An 18,646-nucleotide genomic window follows, 5' to 3' on the forward strand; every position below is an offset into this window, starting at 1 on the left:
GTCCCTCCCCTACTGCTGCTGTCCGGCCATCTGCGCGGCCGCCGGTCCGCTGTCGCGCGGGCTGCCGCCGGAGTCGCGCAGCTCGGCCGCGACCCGGGCCCGCGGCGGCGGCGCCGGCTCGCCGGGGTGCGCGAGGACCCAGGTGTCCTTCGACCCGCCGCCCTGGCTGGAGTTGACCACCAGCGCCCCCTCGGGCAGCGCGACCCGGGTCAGGCCGCCGGGCAGCAGCCAGATCTCGTTGCCGTCGTTGACCGCGAACGGGCGCAGGTCGATGTGCCGGGGCGCGACCCGGTCGCCGAGCAGCGTCGGCGACGTGGACAGCGCCACCGGCCGCTGCGCGATCCAGCCGCGCGGGTCCTTCTCGACCGCCCGCCGCAGCGTGGCGAGCACCTCCTCGGACGCCTGCGGCCCGATCACGATCCCTTTGCCGCCGGCCCCGTCGACGGGCTTGAGCACCAGCTGGTCCAGCCGCCCGAGGACATCGTTGAGCACTTCGGGGTCGCGATCGTCGAGCCGATACGTCTCCACGTTGTCGATCAGCGGCTCCTCCGCGAGGTAGTACCTGATCAGGTCCGGCACGTACGTGTAGAGCAGCTTGTCGTCGGCCACGCCGTTGCCGACGGCGTTGGCCAGCGTGACCTGTCCGGCCCGGGCCGCGTTGACGATCCCCGGGCACCCGATGACGGAGTCGGGCCGGAAGTGCAGCGGGTCGATGAAGTCGTCGTCGACGCGCCGGTACACGACGTGGACGGGCCGCTCGCCCTGGGTCGTGCGCATCCGCACCCGGTTGCCGCTGCACACGAGGTCGCGCCCCTCGACGAGCTCGACTCCCATCAGCCGGGCGAGCAGGGCGTGCTCGAAGTACGCGGCGTTGTACACACCGGGTGTCAGCACCACCACCGTCGGATCGTCGACGCCCTCGGGCGCCGCCGCCCGCAGCGCCGCCAGCAGCCGCGCCGGGTAGTCGTCGACCGGGCGCACCCGCGCGTCGGCGAACAGCGCGGGCATGGTGTGGGTGAGCGCCCGCCGGTTCTCGATGACGTACGACACACCGCTGGGGATGCGCAGGTTGTCCTCGAGCACCCGGAAGTGCCCCTCCTCGTCCCGCACGAGGTCCACCCCGCTGATGTGCACGCGAACGCCGTTGGGGGGCTCGATCCCGTACGCCTGGCGGTGGAAGTGCGCGCTGGTGGTGACCAGCTTCCGGGGCACCACCCCGTCGATGAGCACCCGGCCGGCGCCGTAGATGTCGGCGAGGAACGCTTCGAGCGCCTTGACCCGCTGCTGCACCGCCGCGGTGATCAGGTCCCATTCGGCGGCGTCGAGGATGCGCGGTATCAGGTCGAGCGGGAACGGCCGCTCCTCACCGGCGTAGGCGAAGGTGACGCCCCGGTCGGTGAACACGCGGGCCAGCTGGTCGGCGCGGAACCGCAGGTCGGCCGGGGCCAGTGGCTGCAGCGCGGCGAACAGCGATCGGTACGGGGACCGTGGCAGGCCGGGGCGCTCGAACATCTCGTCCCAGGCCTCGAACATGGCCCCGGACATCGAGTATTCATCGAAGATGTCCGCCATGACGAGAGCCTAGGTACCAACCATTTCAGCGGCATTACCAGTGTGTTTTCGACCTTGATCTTGCGCTGGCCCGGCGGTCACGGCGTCTCCGGCCGCAGCGGGCGCGCAGCCACCGACCCGGGCCCGCAGTGAAGCGGCTCCGCGCGCCCGCACGCCCTGATTGCCGCGGCGAGCGCCGGCAGCGAGCCGACGACCGCGTTACGCCCTTCCCCGCCGTGCAGCACCTTGCGCGGCTCCCGGATCCACTCGACCCCGATGGCGTGGGCGCCGGAGCGCTGGGCCGCGGACATGGCCGCGAACGTGGCGCACACCACAGCCGTCTCCTCGGGCCGCACCTCGATCGCGGCGAACACCGGCGCCATGCTCCGGACACCGAGACTGGGAGCCGCCCGCTCCCGCCCCGCACCGGCCCCGGCGAGATGCCGCATGGCGAACCCCCGCCCCATGGCCGGCCCGGCGAGGTGGCGCAGCCCGAGTCGATGCAGGTGCCGCCCGACCGCCGACTCACTGTGCGGCGCGTAGACGGAGACCGACCGCCCGGTGTCCCGGCAGGCGTCGAGCAGCTCAGCCGCCCCGGCGGTCATCGGCACCCATCCGGCCGCATCGACCTCGGCGTCGTGCACCAGCTGTTCGGCCCGGCGCCCGACCTCGTCCGACACCGCGTAGGCCGCCGCCAACAGGTCGAACGGATTGTCACTGGTGTCCACGAGGATCGACGTCTCGTGCCCGAGCTCCCACAGCATCTCCCGCACCCGCCGAGCCACGGCCGCCGGCTCCGGCAGCAGATCGCCGAGCACGCTGAACGTCACAACAACGTGCCGAGTGCACGCAAGGATCTCAGCAAGATGGGGCCGCACCCGAACGGGCATCACCAGCCGATCATGGCCCACCCGCCCCTCACCCGCCGCGATATGCCACTTTCACCCGAATTTCCGCCGGGTCTCCGCCGGCCGGATCCGCCACCCGCGTCCCAACGCCCACACCGCTCCCTCTGCCACCGCCCTCAGAGGATCGTGACCTCGTCACCGATCGCGATCTTGCCGGACCCGTCCGGGATGAGGTTCACGGCGAACAGCAGCCCACTCGCAAAGCGCCGGTGCTTCCCCAGCACCCGCAGCGGCTGCCGCCCCTTCTCGCCCGTCTCCGGGTCGACAGTGGTCAGCACGCACCGCTCGCAGTGCTTCGGCACCCGGAACGTCACATCGCCGATCACGACCCGGCGGCCGATCCAGTCGTCCTCCGCCCAGGCCGGCGCACCCGAGACGACCACGTTGGGCCGGAAGCGGGTCATCGTGACCGGCTCGTCACCGTCCTCGGCCAACCAGTCGTTGACCGCCCGCAGCGAGGCGTCGTTGGCCAGCAGCACCGGGTAGCCGTCGGCGAAGCTCACCCGATCGCCGGCGGTGCCGTACTCCGGATCGACGGCCCGGCGGGTCGGGTCGTCGAGGTGGAACAGGCGCCCCGGCCGGCCGAGGACCCGCGAGACCCAGGCATCCGCGACGTCTCCCGCGGAGGTCGCGGCGATCCACTCCCGGAAGTGCTCGACCTTGCCCTCGCCCCGCCCCACGACCGGATACGGCACGTCGAGCGGCTCCAGGCCGGCCGCTTCCAGCACGAGGCCCGAGCCGGTGTACCGCGGTCGGATCCGGCCCAGGGCCGGCCAGTGTCGCTGCGTCATGAGCTTGGCCGCCTCGTCGACGACGATCCACCGGCGATCGCCGGCCAGACCCCACGGCTCCACTTCGGCCGTGTCCGCCTCGACGCGGTAGCAGCTCTTGATCGGGTAGGTCGCCAGGTAGCTCAGCCGCACGTTGCGAGCGTCCCATGTCATCCCCCGTTCCCGCCAACGTCCTGCATGCTTTCATGCACTTGACGCAGCTCTGAAAGACGACTTACATTGCCTGCGTGACCTCGACGCCGCGGCAGCGGATCCTCGACCTCTTCGACGGGCAGCGCCTGACGCCCGTCCAGCGCCGCATCGCGCGCATCCTGGTCGAGCACGCCGGGCAGGCCGGTTACCTCTCCAGCGGCGACCTGGCCACGCTCGCCGGGGTGAGCCAGCCGTCCGTGACGCGGTTCGCCACCGCACTCGGGTTCGAGGGCTATCCCGCGCTTCGCGATCAGCTGCGGGTGACGATCGACGGCTACCGGCACGGGCCGTCGACGGTCGAGGACCCTGACGAGTCGGCGCCGATCAACCAGTTCGAGCAGGCGCTGAGCGACGAGATCACCAATCTGCAGCGGCTCGCCGACACGCTGAAGGACCCCGCGCCGCTGGCCGAGGCGGGCCGCCTGCTGATGGAGAGCCGGCCGCTGCCGGTCCTCGGCATGCGGGCGGCCGCGGCGCTCGCCGGCGCGTTCGCCTACTTCGCGGCGAAGGTCCATCCCGACGTCCGGCTCGTGCACGAGCAGGGCAGCCTCCTCGCCGATCGCCTGGAACAGGCACGCGCGGCCGGTGCAGTTGCCATGCTGGCGTTTGTGCTGCCCCGATATCCGCGCGAGGCGGTCGACGCGCTGCGCGAGGCGCGGGCTGCGGGGCTGCGCGTCATCACCGTGACGGACTCGCCGGTCAGCCCGGCGGCCATGGAGTCGGACATCGTCCTGGCCGCCCCGGTCGGCTCCCGTCTGGTGTTCGACATGCACACCGCGCCGATGGCCCTGGTGACGATCCTGCTGCAGGCGATGTGCGACACGGCGCCCTCCGAGACCCAGGAACGGCTCGAGGCGTTCGAGCGCTCCGCCGCCACCCGTCAGGTATTCCTGCCCTAGCCGAGGAGACTCATGGAAGCGATCCGTGCCCCTCGGGGCACCCGGTTGACGGCGCGAGGATGGCAGCAGGAGGCCGCCCTTCGCATGCTCATGAACAACCTCGACCCCGACGTCGCGGAGCGCCCGCAGGACCTGGTGGTCTACGGCGGCACGGGCAAGGCCGCGCGCGACTGGCCGTCCTTCCGTGCGCTCGTGCGCACCCTGACGACGCTCGCGCCCGACGAGACGATGCTCGTCCAGTCGGGCCGGCCGATCGGCGTGCTGCAGACCCACGAGTGGGCGCCGCGGGTGCTCATCGCCAACTCGAACCTCGTCGGCGACTGGGCCAACTGGCCCGAGTTCCGCCGGCTGGAGGCGCTCGGCCTGACGATGTACGGCCAGATGACCGCCGGATCCTGGATCTACATCGGCACCCAGGGCATCCTCCAGGGCACCTACGAGACGTTCGCGGCGGTCGCCGAGAAGCGGTTCGGCGGCACGCTCGCCGGGACGCTCACCGTCACCGCCGGCTGCGGCGGCATGGGCGGCGCCCAACCCCTCGCGGTCACCATGAACGACGGCGTCTGCCTGATCATCGACGTCGACCGGGCCCGGCTGGAGCGCCGGGTCGCCACCCGCTACCTCGACGTCGTCGCCGACTCGCTCGAGGCCGGCGTCCGGCTCGCGACGCAGGCCCGCGACGCCCGCCGGCCGCTGTCCGTGGGGGTCGTCGGCAACGCCGCCGAGCTGCTGCCCGAGCTGCTGCGGACCGGCGTCGCCGTGGACATCGTGACCGACCAGACCTCGGCCCACGACCCGCTGTCCTACATCCCGATCGGCATCGAGCCCGGCGACGCCGCCGACTACGCGGCCAAGAAGCCCGAGGAGTTCACCGACCGGGCCCGGCACTCGATGGCCCGGCACGTCGAGGCGATGGTCGGCTTCCTCGACCAGGGCGCCGAGGTGTTCGACTACGGCAACTCGATCCGCGGCGAGGCCCAGCTGGGCGGCTTCGATCGGGCGTTCGCGTTCCCTGGGTTCGTCCCGGCGTACATCCGGCCGCTCTTCTGCCAGGGCAAGGGCCCGTTCCGGTGGGCCGCGCTGTCCGGCAACCCGGCCGACATCGCCGCCACCGACGAGGCGATCCTCGAGCTCTTCCCCGAGAATGCCTCGCTGCACCGCTGGATCTCGATGGCCCGCGAACGGGTCGCGTTCCAGGGCCTGCCCGCGCGGATCTGCTGGCTCGGGCAGGGCGAGCGCGACCGGGCCGGGCTGCGGTTCAACGAGATGGTCGCCGACGGCACGCTGGAGGCGCCGCTCGTCATCGGCCGCGACCACCTCGACACCGGCTCTGTCGCGTCGCCCTATCGCGAGACCGAGGCGATGCGCGACGGCTCCGACGCGATAGCGGACTGGCCGCTGCTCAACGCGCTCGTCAACACGGCATCGGGCGCCTCCTGGGTGTCGATTCACCACGGCGGCGGCGTCGGGATGGGCCGCTCGATCCACGCCGGCCAGGTCTCGGTCGCCGACGGCACGCCGCTCGCCGCGCAGAAGCTGGCCCGGGTGCTCGCCAATGACCCGGCCATGGGGGTGCTGCGGCACGTCGACGCCGGATACGAGGACGCGGCCGAGGTCGCCGACGCGGCGGGGCTCCGCGTGCCGATGCGCGAAGGGCCGGTCGACGCGCAGCCGACCAATGGCGAAGGGACGGGTGAGCGGTCATGACGAGCCCTGAGCGGTTCGCCGCATTGTGGGGGTCGCTGAGCCCCATCGGCCAAGCCGGAGACGACGGCGGATACCTCCGGCACTCGTGGACCGACACCGACCTGGTGTGCCGGGAGTGGTTCGTCGAGGAGGCCCTCGACCGCGACCTCGAGGTGGAGATCGACCGCAACGGCAACCTGTGGGCCTGGTGGGGCGAGCCCGAGCAGGAGGGGGCCGTCGTCACCGGCAGCCACCTCGACTCGGTGCCGCACGGCGGCGCCTACGACGGGCCGCTCGGTGTCGTGTCGGGGCTCCTGGCCGTCGACCGGCTCCGCGAGCGCGGCGTGCGGCCCACACGGCCGATCGCCGTGGTCGTGTTCACCGAGGAGGAGGGGGCCCGGTTCGGGGTACCGTGCCTGGGCTCCCGGCTGATGACCGGCGCCTTCGACGCGGCGGCGGCGCTGCGACTGCGGGACCGGGACGGGGTCTGGCTGGCCGACGCGATCGGGCGGGCCGGGCTCGACCCCGATCGGCTCGGGCCCGATCCGGAGCGGCTGGCCCGCATCGGCGCGTTCGTCGAGCTCCACGTCGAGCAGGGGCGGGCGCTGGACCACCTGAACGCCCCGGTCGGGGTGGCGAGCGCAATCTGGCCCCACGGCCGATACCGCTTCGACTTCACCGGCGAAGGCAACCACGCCGGCACGACGCGCATGTCGGACCGGCACGACCCGATGCTCACGCTCGCGCACACGGTGGTGGCGACCGACGAGGCCGCCCGCACCCACGGCGCCCACGCCACCGTCGGGCGGGTCGAGGCCGCACCCAACGCCACCAACGCCATCGCCGCCCGCGCCTCCGCGTGGCTCGACGCCCGGGCCGCCGACGGGGAGACGCTGCAGAAGCTCGTCGACTCCATCCGCGAGCGGGCGGAGAAGCGGGCCCGGATGGACGGCACGCACGTCACGATGACCGCGGAGTCGATCACCGGCGAGGTCGGCTTCACCGGCGAGGTCAGCAAGCTCGCCGCCCTCGAGCTCGGGGCACCGGTGCTGCCGACCGGCGCCGGCCACGACGCGGGCGTGCTGTCCGGCCACGTCGACACGGCGATGCTGTTCGTGCGCAACCCGACAGGCATCTCGCACGCGCCGCAGGAGTCGGCGTCCGCCGTCGACTGCTCCATCGGCGTCGAGAAGCTCACCGACCTCCTGGCCCGGCTATGTCGATGACGCGGTACCACTGCGCGCACGCCTGGCTGCCGACCGGCGTCGCCGCCGACGTGCTCGTCGAGATCGCCGGCGGACGGTTCGTCGCGGTGCGGCCGGACACGCCGCTCGATGCGCCGGAGGCCGCCGGTGCGGTACGGCTGGCCGGGCTCACGCTGCCGGGGCTGGCCAACGCGCACTCGCACGCATTCCACCGGGCGCTGCGGGGCCGGACCCAGCGCGGGCGCGGCACGTTCTGGACGTGGCGCGAGCAGATGTACGCGGTGGCCGGGGCGCTCGACCCGGACTCGTACCACGCACTGGCGGTCGCGGTGTACAGCGAGATGGCCCTGGCCGGTATCACGTGCGTCGGCGAGTTCCACTACCTGCACCACGCGCCGGGCGGCGCCGCCTACACCGACCCGAACGCGATGGGCGAGGCCCTCATCGCCGCGGCCGCCGACGCCGGGATCCGGATCACGCTGCTCGACACGCTGTACCTGACGGCGGGGGTCGACGGGCGGGCGCTGGAGGGGGTGCAGCTCCGGTTCGGCGACGGGTCGTTCGACGCCTGGTCGACCCGGCTCGACCGGCTCCGGCCGCGGCCCCACGCCCGGATCGGCGCGGCGGCGCACAGCGTGCGGGCGGTGCCTGTCGACGCGCTGACGGCGTTCGCGGCCCGGACCGACGGCCTGCCGACCCACGTGCACCTCTCCGAGCAGCGGGCCGAAAACGAGGCGTGCCTGGCGATCCACGGGCGCACACCGACGGAGCTGCTCGCCGACCGGGGCCTGCTCGGCGGGCGGGTGACGGCCGTGCACGCCACGCATCTGTCGGACACCGACCGGGCCGAGCTCGGCGACAGCGGGACCGGCGTGTGCTGCTGCCCGACGACCGAGCGCGACCTCGCCGACGGCATCGGGCCGGCCCGAGCGCTCGCCGACGCCGGCAGCCCACTGAGCCTCGGCAGCGACAGCCACGCGGTCATCGACCTGTTCGAGGAGGCCCGCGGCGTGGAGATGCACGAGCGGCTGCACACCGAGCGCCGCGGGCACTTCACGGGCGCCGAGCTCATCGGCGCGGCCACGGCGGCCGGGCACGCGGCACTCGGCTGGCCGCACGCCGGCACCATCGCCGTCGGCGGGCGCGCCGACCTCGTCACCGTCGCGCTCGACTCGCCCCGCACGGCCGGCTGCGACCCGGCGGCGATCGGCTTCGCGGCCACCGCGGCCGACGTACGCCACGTCCTCGTCGACGGCCGCGCGGTCGTCCGCGACGGCGTCCACACGGCCGTTCCCGACGTGGGCGCCGCCCTGCGCGAAGCCCTGGCCACCGTCGCCGCTGACGCCCGAGCCGTCCCCGTGGCGCCGTCCGAGGCCGACGGCCGCCGGCGCATCGGAGCCGCACGATGAGGCCGCCGCTCGCCCCCGCCATCGCCGCACCGGCCACCGGCCACCCGGCGGCCGCACCGCACGGAGCCGGCGCCCGGTCACGGTCCCGCGGAGCCGACGACGGTGCCCGGTGGGCGCACGACGTGGGCGGCCGGTGGGCGCACGACGTGGGCGGCCGGGCCGGGATCGGGGCGGCGGGATGAGGTCGCTGCTGGTCACCAACATCGGAGAGCTGGTCACCGGCGATCCGAACTGGGGCGAGGGGCCGCTGGGCATCCGGCGCAACGCGGCGCTCGTCGTCGACGGGCGGCGGGTCGAGTGGATCGGGCGGGCGACGGACACGCCGGTGGCCGATGCGCGGCTCGACGTGGATGGCGCGGCGGTGCTGCCCGGGTTCGTCGACAGCCATTCGCACCTCGTGTTCGGAGGCGACCGGGCGGCGGAGTTCGCCGCCCGGATGGCGGGGCAGCGCTACACGGGCGGCGGCATCCGGACGACCGTCGGCGCGACCCGGGCGGCCGACGACGAGCAGCTGCGGGCCAACGTGGCGCGGCTGCGCAACGAGGCACTGCGGCAGGGCACGACGACGATGGAGATCAAGTCCGGATACGGGCTGAGCGTCGCCGATGAGGCCCGGTCGCTGCGGATCGCGCGGGAGTTCACCAGCGAGACGACGTTTCTCGGGGCGCACGTGGTGCCGGCGGAGTATGCGGACCGGACCGACGACTACGTCAGCCTCGTCTGCGGGCCGATGCTGACGGCGGCGCGGGCGGCCGGGGCGCGGTGGATCGACGTGTTCTGCGAGCAGGGGGCGTTCGACGCGGACCACTCGCGGGCCATCCTGACCGTCGGGGCCGATGCCGGGCTCGGTGTGCGGGTGCACGCCAACCAGTTGTCGGAGGGGCCCGGGGTGCAGCTGGCGGTGGAACTGCAGGCCGCCTCGGCCGACCACTGCACGCACCTGTCGGCGGCCGACATCGCCGCGCTGGCCGGGGGCAGCACCGTGGCGACGCTGCTGCCGGGGGCCGAGTTCTCGACGCGGTCGCCGTATCCGCCGGCCCGGGCGCTGCTCGACGCGGGGGCCACCGTCGCGCTGGCCACCGACTGCAATCCGGGCTCGTCCTACACCACGTCGATCCCGTTCTGCATCGCGCTCGCGGTGCGCGAGATGGCGATGACACCGGCCGAGGCCGTGTTCGCGGCGACCCGGGGCGGGGCGGCGGCGCTGCGCCGGGACGACATCGGGCGGCTGACCCACGGGGCGCGGGGCGACCTCGTCGTGCTGGACGCACCCTCACACGTGCACCTGGCCTACCGGCCCGGGGTACCGCTGATTTCCAACGTCGTGCTCAATGGGGAGCTGGTTTGATCACCATCACCGCCTCTGGCATCAGCCCCGACGACCTGATCGCGGTCGCCCGGGCCAACGCGCGGGTCACCCTCGCGCCCGACGCGCTCGACGCCATGCGCGCGAGCCGGGCCATCGTCGACGCGATCGAGCGGGACGGGCGGCCGGTCTACGGGGTGTCCACCGGGTTCGGGGCACTGGCCAACACGTTCATCGCACCGGAGCGGCGGGCCGAGCTGCAGCACGCCCTGATCCGGTCGCACGCGGCGGGTGTCGGCGCCCCGATGCCGCGTGAGGTCGTGCGGGCCATGATGCTCCTGCGGATCCGGTCGCTGGCCATGGGCCGTTCGGGAGTACGTCCAGAGGTCGCGCAGGCGCTCGCGGAGCTGCTCAACGCCGACATCACGCCGTGGGTGCCCGAGCACGGATCGCTCGGCGCGTCCGGCGACCTGGCGCCGCTCGCCCACTGCGCGCTGGTGCTGATCGGCGAGGGGTGGGTGCTGGCGAAGGACGGCACCCGGGTGAGCGCGCTCGACGCCGGGGTGTCGCCGATCCAGCTGTCCTCGAAGGAGGGGCTGGCGCTGATCAACGGTACCGACGGCATGCTCGGCATGCTGCTCATGGCCATCGAGGACGCCCGCCACCTGTTCACGATGGCCGACGTGACAGCCGCACTGTCGATCGAGGCGATGCTCGGCTCCGACCGCCCGTTCATGCCGGAGCTGCACGCGATCCGGCCGCATCCGGGGCAGGCGGCCTCGGCGGCGAACATCCACCGGCTGCTGCAGGGCTCACCGATCATGGATTCGCACCGCGACGACCTCGCGCATGCGGTGCAGGACGCGTACTCGATGCGGTGCGCGCCGCAGGTGGCCGGGGCCGCCCGGGACACGCTGGAGTTCGCGGCCACCGTGGCGGCCCGGGAACTGCGCTCGATCGTTGACAACCCGGTGGTGCTCACCGACGGCCGGGTCGAGTCGACGGGGAACTTCCACGGTGCCCCGCTCGGGTTCGCCGCCGACTACCTGGCGATCGCGGCGGCCGAGGTCGGAGCCATCGCCGAGCGGCGGGTCGACCGGCTGCTCGACGTCACCCGCTCCCGGGACCTGCCGCCGTTCCTGACCCCGGACGCGGGCGTGAACTCGGGCCTGATGATCGCGCAGTACACCGCGGCGGGCATCGTCGCCGAAAACCGCCGCCTCGCCGCCCCGGCCAGCGTCGACTCCCTGCCCACGTCGGGCATGCAGGAGGACCACGTGTCGATGGGGTGGGCGGCCACCAAGAAGCTGCGCACCGTGCTCGACAACCTGTGCAGCATCCTCGCCGTCGAGCTGCTCGCGGCGGTCCGCGGCATCCAGCTCCGCGCGCCTCTGGAGCCCTCGGCGACCGGCCGGCTGGCGGTGGCGACCGTCGAGCAGTTCGCGGGCGGCCCGGGACCGGACGTGTTCCTGGCCCCCGTGATGGAGGCGGCCCGCGGTCTGGTCGGGTCGCGCGAACTGCGGCAGGAGATCGAACGGGTCGCCGGGCACCTGAGCTGAGCGCCGACCGCGGACGAGCCGCAACGCGCAGCGCGGCGGTGGGAGCGGCTGGGCGGTGCGGATGGGAAACGGCCGCTCCGGGGAGGGCTCAGCGTGCGGAGCCCGGGCCGAAGCGGCCGCGGTTCGGCGGTGGTGGGGCGCCGGGGCGGTCGAGGTGGCTGCTACAGGGCGGCGGCCAGGGCTCGGAATGCCTTGCCGCGGTGGCTGATGGCGTCCTTCTCCTCCGCGGTCAGCTCGGCGGTGGTCTGGGTGTAGCCGTCGGCCACGAAGATCGGGTCGTAGCCGAAGCCGCCGTCGCCGCGGGGCGTGCGGATCAGGCGGCCGGGCATCTCGCCGCGGAAGACCTGTTCGCGGCCGTCCGGGTGGACCAGGGCGGCGACGCAGACGAAGGCGGCGCCCAGGTGCTCGTCCGGGACGTCGGCCACCTGGGCCAGGACCAGGCGCAGGTTGGCGCCGTCGCGGTCCGGGGCGCCGCTCGGGAGGCCGGACCAGCGGGCCGAGAAGACTCCCGGCATGCCGTTGAGGGCGTTTACCGCGATGCCCGAGTCGTCGGCGATGCTCGGCAGGCCCGTGAACTGGACGGCCTCGCGGGCCTTCAGCAGGGCGTTCTCCTCGAACGTCAGGCCCGTCTCCGGCGACTCCGGGTAGGTGTCGACGTCGTCCAGGCCCAGGAGGGTGACCTCCGGGGCCGACACCTCCAGGATGCGGCGGAGCTCTACGAGCTTCTTCTTGTTGCGCGTGGCCAGCAGGAGGTTCATCCGGCCAGCGCCTTCTGCTGCAGCGCGGTCAGGTCGGCGCAGCCGCGGGCGCCCAGGTCGACGAGCGTGTCCAGCTCGGCGCGGGTGAAGACGCCCTGCTCGCCGGTGCCCTGGACCTCGACGAAGTCGCCGGTGCCGGTGCAGACCACGTTCATGTCGACGTCGGCGACGACGTCCTCCTCGTAGCAGAGGTCGAGGCGGGGCTCGCCGCCGATGACGCCCACGCTTACCGCGGCGACCGAGCGGTGCAGGACGTCAGCGGGCTTGCCGGCCAGCTTGCGGTGGGTGGCGAGCCAGGCGACGGCGTCGTGGAGGGCGACGTACGCGCCGGTGATGGCGGCCGTGCGGGTGCCGCCGTCGGCCTGCAGGACGTCGCAGTCCAGGACGATCGAGTTTTCGCCGAGCGCCTTCAGGTCGATGCAGGCACGCAGGCTGCGGCCGATCAGGCGGGAGATCTCGTGCGTCCGGCCACCGATCTTGCCCTTCACGCTCTCCCGGTCGCTGCGGGTCGTCGTGGCGCGCGGCAGCATCGAGTACTCGGCGGTCAGCCAGCCCAGACCGGAGCCCTTCCGCCAGCGCGGCACGCCATCGGTGACGCTGGCGGTGCAGAGCACGCGGGTGTTGCCGAACTCGATGAGCACGGAACCTTCCGGGTGCATGCTCCACTGGCGGGCGATCGATACGGGTCGAAGTTGGTCTGCGTCGCGTCCATCGGGTCGGGCCATACCGAACACCCTAATAAGCTCAGGCCACGCGGCCCGGCACCGGGTCCAGCTGTTCCAGCAGGTCGAGGTCGGCCACCAGGGGCGAACCCGCCGGCGAACCGTGCCGCCACTCGGACCAGGCGAGGCGGGCCAGCCCGGGCAGGAGGTCGGTGGAGCGGCGGACCATCCAGGCGGCGCCGGCCGTGGTCAGCCACAGGCCCTGCGCCAGCTTCGACGGCGGCCGTCCGGTCGGCTCCGGCGACGGGCGGGCCGGGTCCAGCCCGCCGGCCCGCAGCGACCTGACGACGCCGCGCTCCTCCAGGAGGTCGAAGTAGGAGCAGGCCAGGAAGCGGTGGCCGCGCTCGCTGGGGTGGAGGCGATCGACGCTCCACATCTCCGGGCGATACGAGTCGGGGTGACCGGCGGCGTCGAAGTGCAGCGTGTCGTAGCGGGCCGCCACACGGTCGGCGGCCCCGTTGAGCTCGGCCATGCGGCGGGCGAGAGGGCGGGCCAGCGGGCCCGGCAGGCCGAAGATGGCGCCGGGGGCGGGCAGGCGGATCGTGAGGACCTCCGCACCCGTCTCGCGCAGCGCGGCGACCGTGCGCTCGATGTGGCCGCCGATGCGGTCGCCGTCGAAGGGGTCGCGCAGCGTGTCGTTGGTGCCGATGAGGACAGCGGCGATGGCCGGCCGCACGGCGAGGGCCCTGGGCAGCTGGTCGCGCTCGATGTCGTGGGCGCGGGCGCCGCTGGTGGAGAAGTTGTGGAGCCGGACGCCGAGCGCCTGGGCCAGGATCGGTGCCCACCCGCGCCAGGCGCCCCTGATCCGATCGCCGTAGCCGGCGGTGGTCGAATCACCAAGAGCAGCGAACACGGTCACAGGGCCACCCCCGAGCAGCGGGTCCGAGCGGGCGCCGAGTCACGGGACCGCTCCGGACAGGACAAGTGATTGGTGCACGGCCAGGAACCCGGCCACGGCCGCCGGCCAGGAGAACCGCTCGGCCCGGCGGCGCGCCTGAGCGCGGCGGGCGGGCGCGGGCCGTTCGAGCACTTGCAGTACCCCCGCAGCGAAGTCGTTCGTCACGGCGACGCCCGCGGCGCCCACCACTTCGGGCAGGGCCGACGCCGCGTCCACGACGACAGGCGTGCCGCAGGCCAGCGCCTCCAGGGCGGCCAGCCCGAAGGTCTCGATCGGGCCGGGGGCGATGACGACGTCGGCGGTGGCGAGCAGGGATGCCACGGCGGTGCGCTCGGCGACGAACTCCACGAAGTGCACCGTGTGGCCGCGGGCCAGCTCCTGGAGGCGGGCGCGCAGGGGGCCGTCGCCGACCACGACGAGCACCGCGTCGACGCCGCGTCTGCGCAGGGCCACCAGGGCCTCGACGGAGCGCTCGGGCCGCTTCTCCTGGGAGAGCCGGCCACAGTGGACGAGCAGGACCTGGTGCGGCTCGGCGTAGCGGGCGCGCAGGTCGTCGCTGTAGCGGGACGGGTCGAACAGCTCCAGGTCGACGCCGAGCGGCACCTGGGCGATGTTGTCGGCGCCGATGCGGCGGAACTCGCCGGCCGCCCAGCCCGTCGTGCACACGATCTTGTCGTAGGCCCGGAGGGTGCGGCTGTTGAGCCGGTCGGCCCACGGGTTGCCGAGCGGACCGGCGAAGCTCAGCAGGCCGGCCAGGCTCTCGTGGGAGACCATCACGGCCGGGATGCCGTGCTCGCGGGCCCAGCGGCCGGTCCAGCGCAGGGTGAACCGGTCCGAGACCTCCAGACGGTCGGGCGCCAGGTCCTCCAGGAGCTTCTGGAGCCGGCGGCGGGCCAGGATCACGCGGTAGCCGCCGGTGCCGGGGACAACCGGGCCGGGCAGTGTGATCACCCGGCCCTGCGAGGTCATCTCGTCCGCGTACCCGGCGCCGGGCACGATCAGGATCGGCTCATGGCCGGCGGCGAGGTACCCCGCGCCGAGGGCGTGCAGCGCCGTACGCAGCCCGCCCGAGCGCGGCATGACGAAGTTGGCCAGCCGTACGATCTTCTCGCTCACGCCGGCGCCTCGGCTTCACCACCGCGCTGCGGACCGCTCATGCGGAGATGGGAACGGATCGAGCGGCGATGCCGCCGCTGTGCACATCCACGTAGTGCTTGATCAATTCGTCGCCCACCGCCGACCAGGTGCGCGTGGCGACCGCCACCCGGGCGGCCACGCCCATCGCCAGGCGCTGCTCGGTGTTCTCCACGAGCGAGGTGACCGCGGCGACGAGCGACGGGGCGTCGCCGGGCGGCACGAGCAGGCCGGTGCGGCCCTCGTCGACCAGGTCCAGCGGGCCGCCCTGGGCCGGCGCGACCACCGGGACGCCACTGGCCAGGGCCTCCTGGATGGTCTGGCCGAACGTCTCGAACGGGCCGGTGTGCACGAACAGGTCGAGGCTGGCGAAGATCCGGGCCAGCTGGTCGCCGCGCCGCTCGCCGAGGAACACCGCGTCGGGCATGGCCCGCTCGAGGTTGGCCCGGGCCGGGCCGTCGCCGACGACCACCACGCGGACGCCGGGGATGCGGCTGACCGGCGCCAGGAGGTCGACCCGCTTCTCGACCGCGAGGCGGCCGACGTAGCCGATGATGACCTGCCCCTCGGCGGCCACGGCCCGGCGCAGGGCGGACGAGCGGTGGCCGGGGTCGAAGCGGGCCGCGTCGACGCCGCGGCGCCAGAGCCAGACCCGCTCGATGCCGTGGCTGTGCAGGGCGGTGGCGGAGGCGGTCGAGGGCGCCAGGGTCCGGTCGGCGGCGTTGTGGATGTGCCGCAGCCAGCGCCAGGCGGTCTGCTCACCGAGGTTCGTCCGGTAGTACAGGCGGGCGTAAGCAGGCACGTCGGTCTGGTAGACGGCCACCGTGGGCAGGCCCAGCGACGCCGCCACCGTCATGCCGCGGGCGCCGAGCACGAAGGGGCTGGCCAGGTGGACGAGGTCGGTCCGGTGCGCCTTCAGGGCGGCGGCCAGGCGGCGGCTGGGCAGGCCGAGCCGGAAGCTCCCGTATCCCGGCGTCGCCACGGAGGGCACGCGGATGATCGGGTAGGGGAAGGAGCCGGTGACCGAGCGCGCCCCGGAGGACGGCTGCGGTGCGATCACGAGCGGCTCGTGGCCACGCGCGACGAGGTGCTCAGCGACCCGGACGACGGAGTGGGCCACACCGTTCACATCGGGCGGGAACGATTCGGTGACGATCGCGATCCGCATGCCATGACCATGAGGGCGGCGTCCATGCATGCGGCCACAGTAGGTTGGACAGACGGCAAACGGGTCCCTAAATGTCCGGAGCTCAGACCCCGAGAAAACCCTTAGATGTCGTACCGCGAGCCAGGCCGGACAATGTCGATTGGCCCAGCGAAGGCGCTCGATGCCGCTTCGAGGGTGAGCGCTTCACTGCCCCACGCAGGCACCAGGTGCGTCAACAGCAGTCGGCCGACGCCGGCCTTCGTCGCGTGCTCGGCGGCTTCCCGGCCGGTCAGATGGAGGTCCGGCGGGTTGTCGACACCGTCGAGGTAACTTGCCTCACACAGGAACGCGTCGGCGCCCTGCGCGAGCCGGATCAGCGGCTCGCACGGCGCGGTGTCGGCGGAGTAGGTGAGCACCTTGCCGTTGTGCTCCAGGCGCACGCCGTAGGTCTCGATCGGGTGGTTGACCCGGTCCACCGTCACCCCGAACGGGCCGATCGGGAAGCTGCCGGGCTGCAGGGCGTAGAACGTGTACACCTCGCCGATGGAGATGGCCTCGTTCTCGCCGCCGTAGGCCGCCGCGATGCGCTCGGGCGCGTTCACCGGCGCGTAGACCGGCAGGGGCGGGAACGGGCCGGCCGGAGCGTATCGGCGGGCCACGACGTACGTGCAGGCGTCGAGCATGTGGTCGCAGTGCAGGTGCGTCAGGAGAATGGCGTCGACGCCGTACAGGTCGCCGTACCGCTGCAGCGCCGACATCGAGCCGGGGCCGAAGTCGAGGAGGAGGCGAAAACCGTCCGCCTCGATGAGGTAGGCGGAGCAGGGCGCCTCCGGCCCCGGGAAGCTGCCGGCGCAGCCGAGAACCGTGAGCCTCATTCTGCTGCCCTCAACCCGCGGTCTCCCATCTTCTGTCGAACTGTGGATCGCATCCAACGAACAACTGACGAGCAACTGACGAGCAAACCGTCAGGTGAGGATAGATCCAATTCGCGAACCGGGCCGCTGCAGGGCCGTTCACGCTGCGCGAAGCCTACGCCGGACAACGGTTCCAGGCCGAAAGATCCGGGGGCGGATGTCGTCAACGTGACACGGTTGCGTCACGCTCAACTATCTCGCTCGTTGCACGCAGTGAGGCGGCAACAGAGGAGGCGACCGTGTCGGTTGACGTGTCCCGGGCCAAGCGACTGCGACAGCAGCTGCCGGATGCGTTCCGGCTGCCGACGGAGGCCGATCCCCGTCCGGACAACCGGCAGATCGCCGCGGTGTGCGCCTGGGCGGCCGCGCTGGGCCTCGGGGGCATGGCGGTGGCGCTGCGGGCGTTCGTGGGCCTCATCTCGGAGTACCGCGCCTGGTACGGGCCCGTCGTCATCACCATCGGCCTGCTGGGCCTGGCGTGCACGATCGCCGCGTTCGCGAGCGTGCACCGGCGCCGCCTCCCGTACATGCTGCTGGCGACGGCGTCGGTGACGCTGCTGATCGGCTGGGTCGTGACCGGGCTGTAGAGGGCCTTCGGCAGCGCAGCGCAGGGCCTAGGCCCAGAGCTGGCCGTCCAGGGCGCTCTCGGCCTCGGCCAGGGTGCCGCCGTAGGCGCCTGTCGAGAGGTACTTGAACCCGCCGTCGGCCACCAGGAACACCACGTCGGCCCGCTTGCCGGCCTTCAGCGCCTGGTGCGCCACCGCGAGCGCGGCGTGCAGCACGGCCCCGGTCGAGAAGCCCACGAACAGGCCCTCGACCTCGACGAGCTGCCGGGTCCGCAGCACCGAGTCCTGGGTGCCGACCGAGAAGCGGCGGGTGAGGACCTGGGCGTCGTACAGCTCCGGCACGTAGCCCTCGTCGAGATTGCGCAGGCCGTAGACCAGCTCGCCGTAGCGTGGCTCGGCCGCGATGATCTCGATGTCGTCCACTTTTTCGCGGAGGTACCGCCCCACCCCCATCAGCGTGCCGGTGGTGCCCAGGCCGGCCACGAAGTGGGTGATCGTGGGCAGGTCGCGCAGGATCTCCGGCCCGGTCGACTCGTAGTGGGCGCGTGCGTTGGCCTCGTTGCCGTACTGGTAGAGCATCACCCAGTCCGGGTGCTCGGCCGCGATCTCCTTGGCGACGGCGACGGCCCGGTTCGAGCCGCCCGCCGCCGGTGAGGTGATGATCTCGGCGCCGTACATGCGCAGCAGCGACGTGCGCTCGGCGGAGACGTTCTCCGGCATCACGCAGACGAGCCGGTATCCGCGCAGCTTCGCCACCATCGCCAGCGCGATGCCGGTGTTGCCGCTCGTCGGCTCAATGATCGTGTCACCGGGACGAAGGCGGCCGGCTTCCTCGGCCGCCTTCACCATCCACAGCGCCACGCGGTCCTTGACGCTCCCCGTCGGGTTGCGGTCCTCGAGCTTGGCCCAGAGCCGCACGTCGGCGCTCGGCGAGAGCCGCGGCAGACCGACGAGCGGCGTGTTGCCGCACGCGTCGAGCAGGGACTCGTAGCGCGTCACGC

General features: G+C 73.1%; 17 protein-coding genes. 7 read left to right on the plus strand and 10 right to left on the minus strand.

Annotated elements, in window-relative coordinates; translation table 11 throughout:
- Window positions 1-9: 9 nt before the first annotated feature.
- From Dvina_RS48075 to Dvina_RS48085, 3 genes are all read right to left on the minus strand, one after another.
- Window positions 10-1,572 carry a circularly permuted type 2 ATP-grasp protein gene (locus tag Dvina_RS48075; RefSeq protein WP_223098510.1) on the minus strand — a complete coding sequence of 521 codons (1,563 nt, stop codon included), beginning with the start codon at window positions 1,570-1,572 and terminating at the stop codon, window positions 10-12.
- Between the two features lie 77 nt (window positions 1,573-1,649).
- Entirely contained in the window at window positions 1,650-2,381 is a 732-nt protein-coding gene (locus Dvina_RS48080) for a hypothetical protein (RefSeq protein WP_223098511.1), read from the minus strand.
- 194 nt (window positions 2,382-2,575) lie between these two features.
- Window positions 2,576-3,403, minus strand: coding sequence for an MOSC domain-containing protein (locus tag Dvina_RS48085; RefSeq protein ID WP_343217088.1), 828 nt, complete (start codon window positions 3,401-3,403; stop codon window positions 2,576-2,578).
- Window positions 3,404-3,477: 74 nt separating this feature from the next.
- Here Dvina_RS48085 and Dvina_RS48090 point away from each other — a divergent pair, with 74 nt between their 5' ends.
- The 6 genes from Dvina_RS48090 to hutH all read left to right on the plus strand — a co-directional run bounded on the left by Dvina_RS48090 (window position 3,478) and on the right by hutH (window position 11,506).
- On the plus strand, window positions 3,478-4,341 hold the full coding sequence (locus Dvina_RS48090) for a MurR/RpiR family transcriptional regulator (protein WP_246655795.1): 864 nt from the start codon (window positions 3,478-3,480) through the stop codon (window positions 4,339-4,341).
- A 12-nt stretch (window positions 4,342-4,353) separates the two neighbouring features.
- Window positions 4,354-6,048, plus strand: coding sequence for a urocanate hydratase (gene hutU, locus Dvina_RS48095; RefSeq protein WP_223098513.1), 1,695 nt, complete (start codon window positions 4,354-4,356; stop codon window positions 6,046-6,048).
- Window positions 6,045-7,253, plus strand: coding sequence for an allantoate amidohydrolase (locus Dvina_RS48100; protein WP_223098516.1), 1,209 nt, complete (start codon window positions 6,045-6,047; stop codon window positions 7,251-7,253). The genes hutU and Dvina_RS48100 overlap by 4 nt, the downstream gene beginning before the upstream one ends.
- Complete coding sequence (locus Dvina_RS48105) at window positions 7,250-8,641, plus strand: formimidoylglutamate deiminase (protein ID WP_223098519.1); 1,392 nt, start codon at window positions 7,250-7,252, stop codon at window positions 8,639-8,641. The genes Dvina_RS48100 and Dvina_RS48105 overlap by 4 nt, the downstream gene beginning before the upstream one ends.
- A 178-nt stretch (window positions 8,642-8,819) precedes the next feature.
- Window positions 8,820-9,989, plus strand: coding sequence for an imidazolonepropionase (gene hutI / locus Dvina_RS48110; protein WP_223098521.1), 1,170 nt, complete (start codon window positions 8,820-8,822; stop codon window positions 9,987-9,989).
- Window positions 9,986-11,506 (plus strand): histidine ammonia-lyase, encoded by a 1,521-nt coding sequence (hutH, locus tag Dvina_RS48115; protein ID WP_223098523.1) that lies wholly within the window; start codon window positions 9,986-9,988, stop codon window positions 11,504-11,506. The genes hutI and hutH overlap by 4 nt, the downstream gene beginning before the upstream one ends.
- A gap of 161 nt (window positions 11,507-11,667) precedes the next feature.
- Here hutH and rdgB read toward each other — a convergent pair whose 3' ends face one another.
- The 6 genes from rdgB to Dvina_RS48145 all read right to left on the minus strand — a co-directional run bounded on the left by rdgB (window position 11,668) and on the right by Dvina_RS48145 (window position 17,040).
- Window positions 11,668-12,264, minus strand: coding sequence for an RdgB/HAM1 family non-canonical purine NTP pyrophosphatase (rdgB, locus tag Dvina_RS48120; protein ID WP_223098526.1), 597 nt, complete (start codon window positions 12,262-12,264; stop codon window positions 11,668-11,670).
- A complete protein-coding gene (gene rph, locus Dvina_RS48125; RefSeq protein WP_223098529.1) occupies window positions 12,261-12,989 on the minus strand; it encodes a ribonuclease PH in 729 nt (242 codons plus the stop codon). Before rph ends, rdgB begins: the two co-directional genes overlap by 4 nt.
- A gap of 19 nt (window positions 12,990-13,008) precedes the next feature.
- Entirely contained in the window at window positions 13,009-13,845 is an 837-nt protein-coding gene (locus Dvina_RS48130; protein ID WP_223098531.1) for an SGNH/GDSL hydrolase family protein, read from the minus strand.
- A 39-nt stretch (window positions 13,846-13,884) separates the two neighbouring features.
- Window positions 13,885-15,000: a glycosyltransferase gene (locus Dvina_RS48135; RefSeq protein ID WP_425516503.1), complete on the minus strand. Its 1,116-nt coding sequence runs from the start codon at window positions 14,998-15,000 to the stop codon at window positions 13,885-13,887.
- Between the two features lie 37 nt (window positions 15,001-15,037).
- Window positions 15,038-16,186: a glycosyltransferase family 4 protein gene (locus Dvina_RS48140; RefSeq protein ID WP_223098533.1), complete on the minus strand. Its 1,149-nt coding sequence runs from the start codon at window positions 16,184-16,186 to the stop codon at window positions 15,038-15,040.
- A 101-nt stretch (window positions 16,187-16,287) separates the two neighbouring features.
- Window positions 16,288-17,040 carry an MBL fold metallo-hydrolase gene (locus Dvina_RS48145; RefSeq protein WP_223098534.1) on the minus strand — a complete coding sequence of 251 codons (753 nt, stop codon included), beginning with the start codon at window positions 17,038-17,040 and terminating at the stop codon, window positions 16,288-16,290.
- Between the two features lie 278 nt (window positions 17,041-17,318).
- Here Dvina_RS48145 and Dvina_RS48150 point away from each other — a divergent pair, with 278 nt between their 5' ends.
- Entirely contained in the window at window positions 17,319-17,666 is a 348-nt protein-coding gene (locus tag Dvina_RS48150; RefSeq protein ID WP_223098536.1) for a hypothetical protein, read from the plus strand.
- Window positions 17,667-17,693: 27 nt separating this feature from the next.
- Here the strand turns inward: Dvina_RS48150 and Dvina_RS48155 are convergent, their stop codons facing one another.
- Window positions 17,694-18,644, minus strand: a complete 951-nt coding sequence (locus Dvina_RS48155; RefSeq protein ID WP_223098537.1) for a PLP-dependent cysteine synthase family protein — start codon at window positions 18,642-18,644, stop codon at window positions 17,694-17,696.
- Window positions 18,645-18,646 lie beyond the last annotated feature (2 nt).

The sequence above is a fragment of the Dactylosporangium vinaceum genome, assembly GCF_019904175.1.
In the GTDB taxonomy this organism is placed as follows: domain Bacteria; phylum Actinomycetota; class Actinomycetes; order Mycobacteriales; family Micromonosporaceae; genus Dactylosporangium; species Dactylosporangium vinaceum.

Excerpts from the sequence above, each read along its gene's own strand:
- Dvina_RS48105 (WP_223098519.1), top strand. The coding sequence starts at position 7,250 with ATGACGCGGTACCACTGCGCGCACGCCTGGCTGCCGACCGGCGTCGCC.
- rph (WP_223098529.1), bottom strand. The coding sequence starts at position 12,989 with ATGGCCCGACCCGATGGACGCGACGCAGACCAACTTCGACCCGTATCG.
- Dvina_RS48140 (WP_223098533.1), bottom strand. The coding sequence starts at position 16,186 with ATGCGGATCGCGATCGTCACCGAATCGTTCCCGCCCGATGTGAACGGT.
- Dvina_RS48085 (WP_343217088.1), bottom strand. The coding sequence starts at position 3,403 with ATGACATGGGACGCTCGCAACGTGCGGCTGAGCTACCTGGCGACCTAC.
- Dvina_RS48145 (WP_223098534.1), bottom strand. The coding sequence starts at position 17,040 with ATGAGGCTCACGGTTCTCGGCTGCGCCGGCAGCTTCCCGGGGCCGGAG.
- rdgB (WP_223098526.1), bottom strand. The coding sequence starts at position 12,264 with ATGAACCTCCTGCTGGCCACGCGCAACAAGAAGAAGCTCGTAGAGCTC.
- hutU (WP_223098513.1), top strand. The coding sequence starts at position 4,354 with ATGGAAGCGATCCGTGCCCCTCGGGGCACCCGGTTGACGGCGCGAGGA.
- Dvina_RS48100 (WP_223098516.1), top strand. The coding sequence starts at position 6,045 with ATGACGAGCCCTGAGCGGTTCGCCGCATTGTGGGGGTCGCTGAGCCCC.
- Dvina_RS48075 (WP_223098510.1), bottom strand. The coding sequence starts at position 1,572 with ATGGCGGACATCTTCGATGAATACTCGATGTCCGGGGCCATGTTCGAG.
- hutI (WP_223098521.1), top strand. The coding sequence starts at position 8,820 with ATGAGGTCGCTGCTGGTCACCAACATCGGAGAGCTGGTCACCGGCGAT.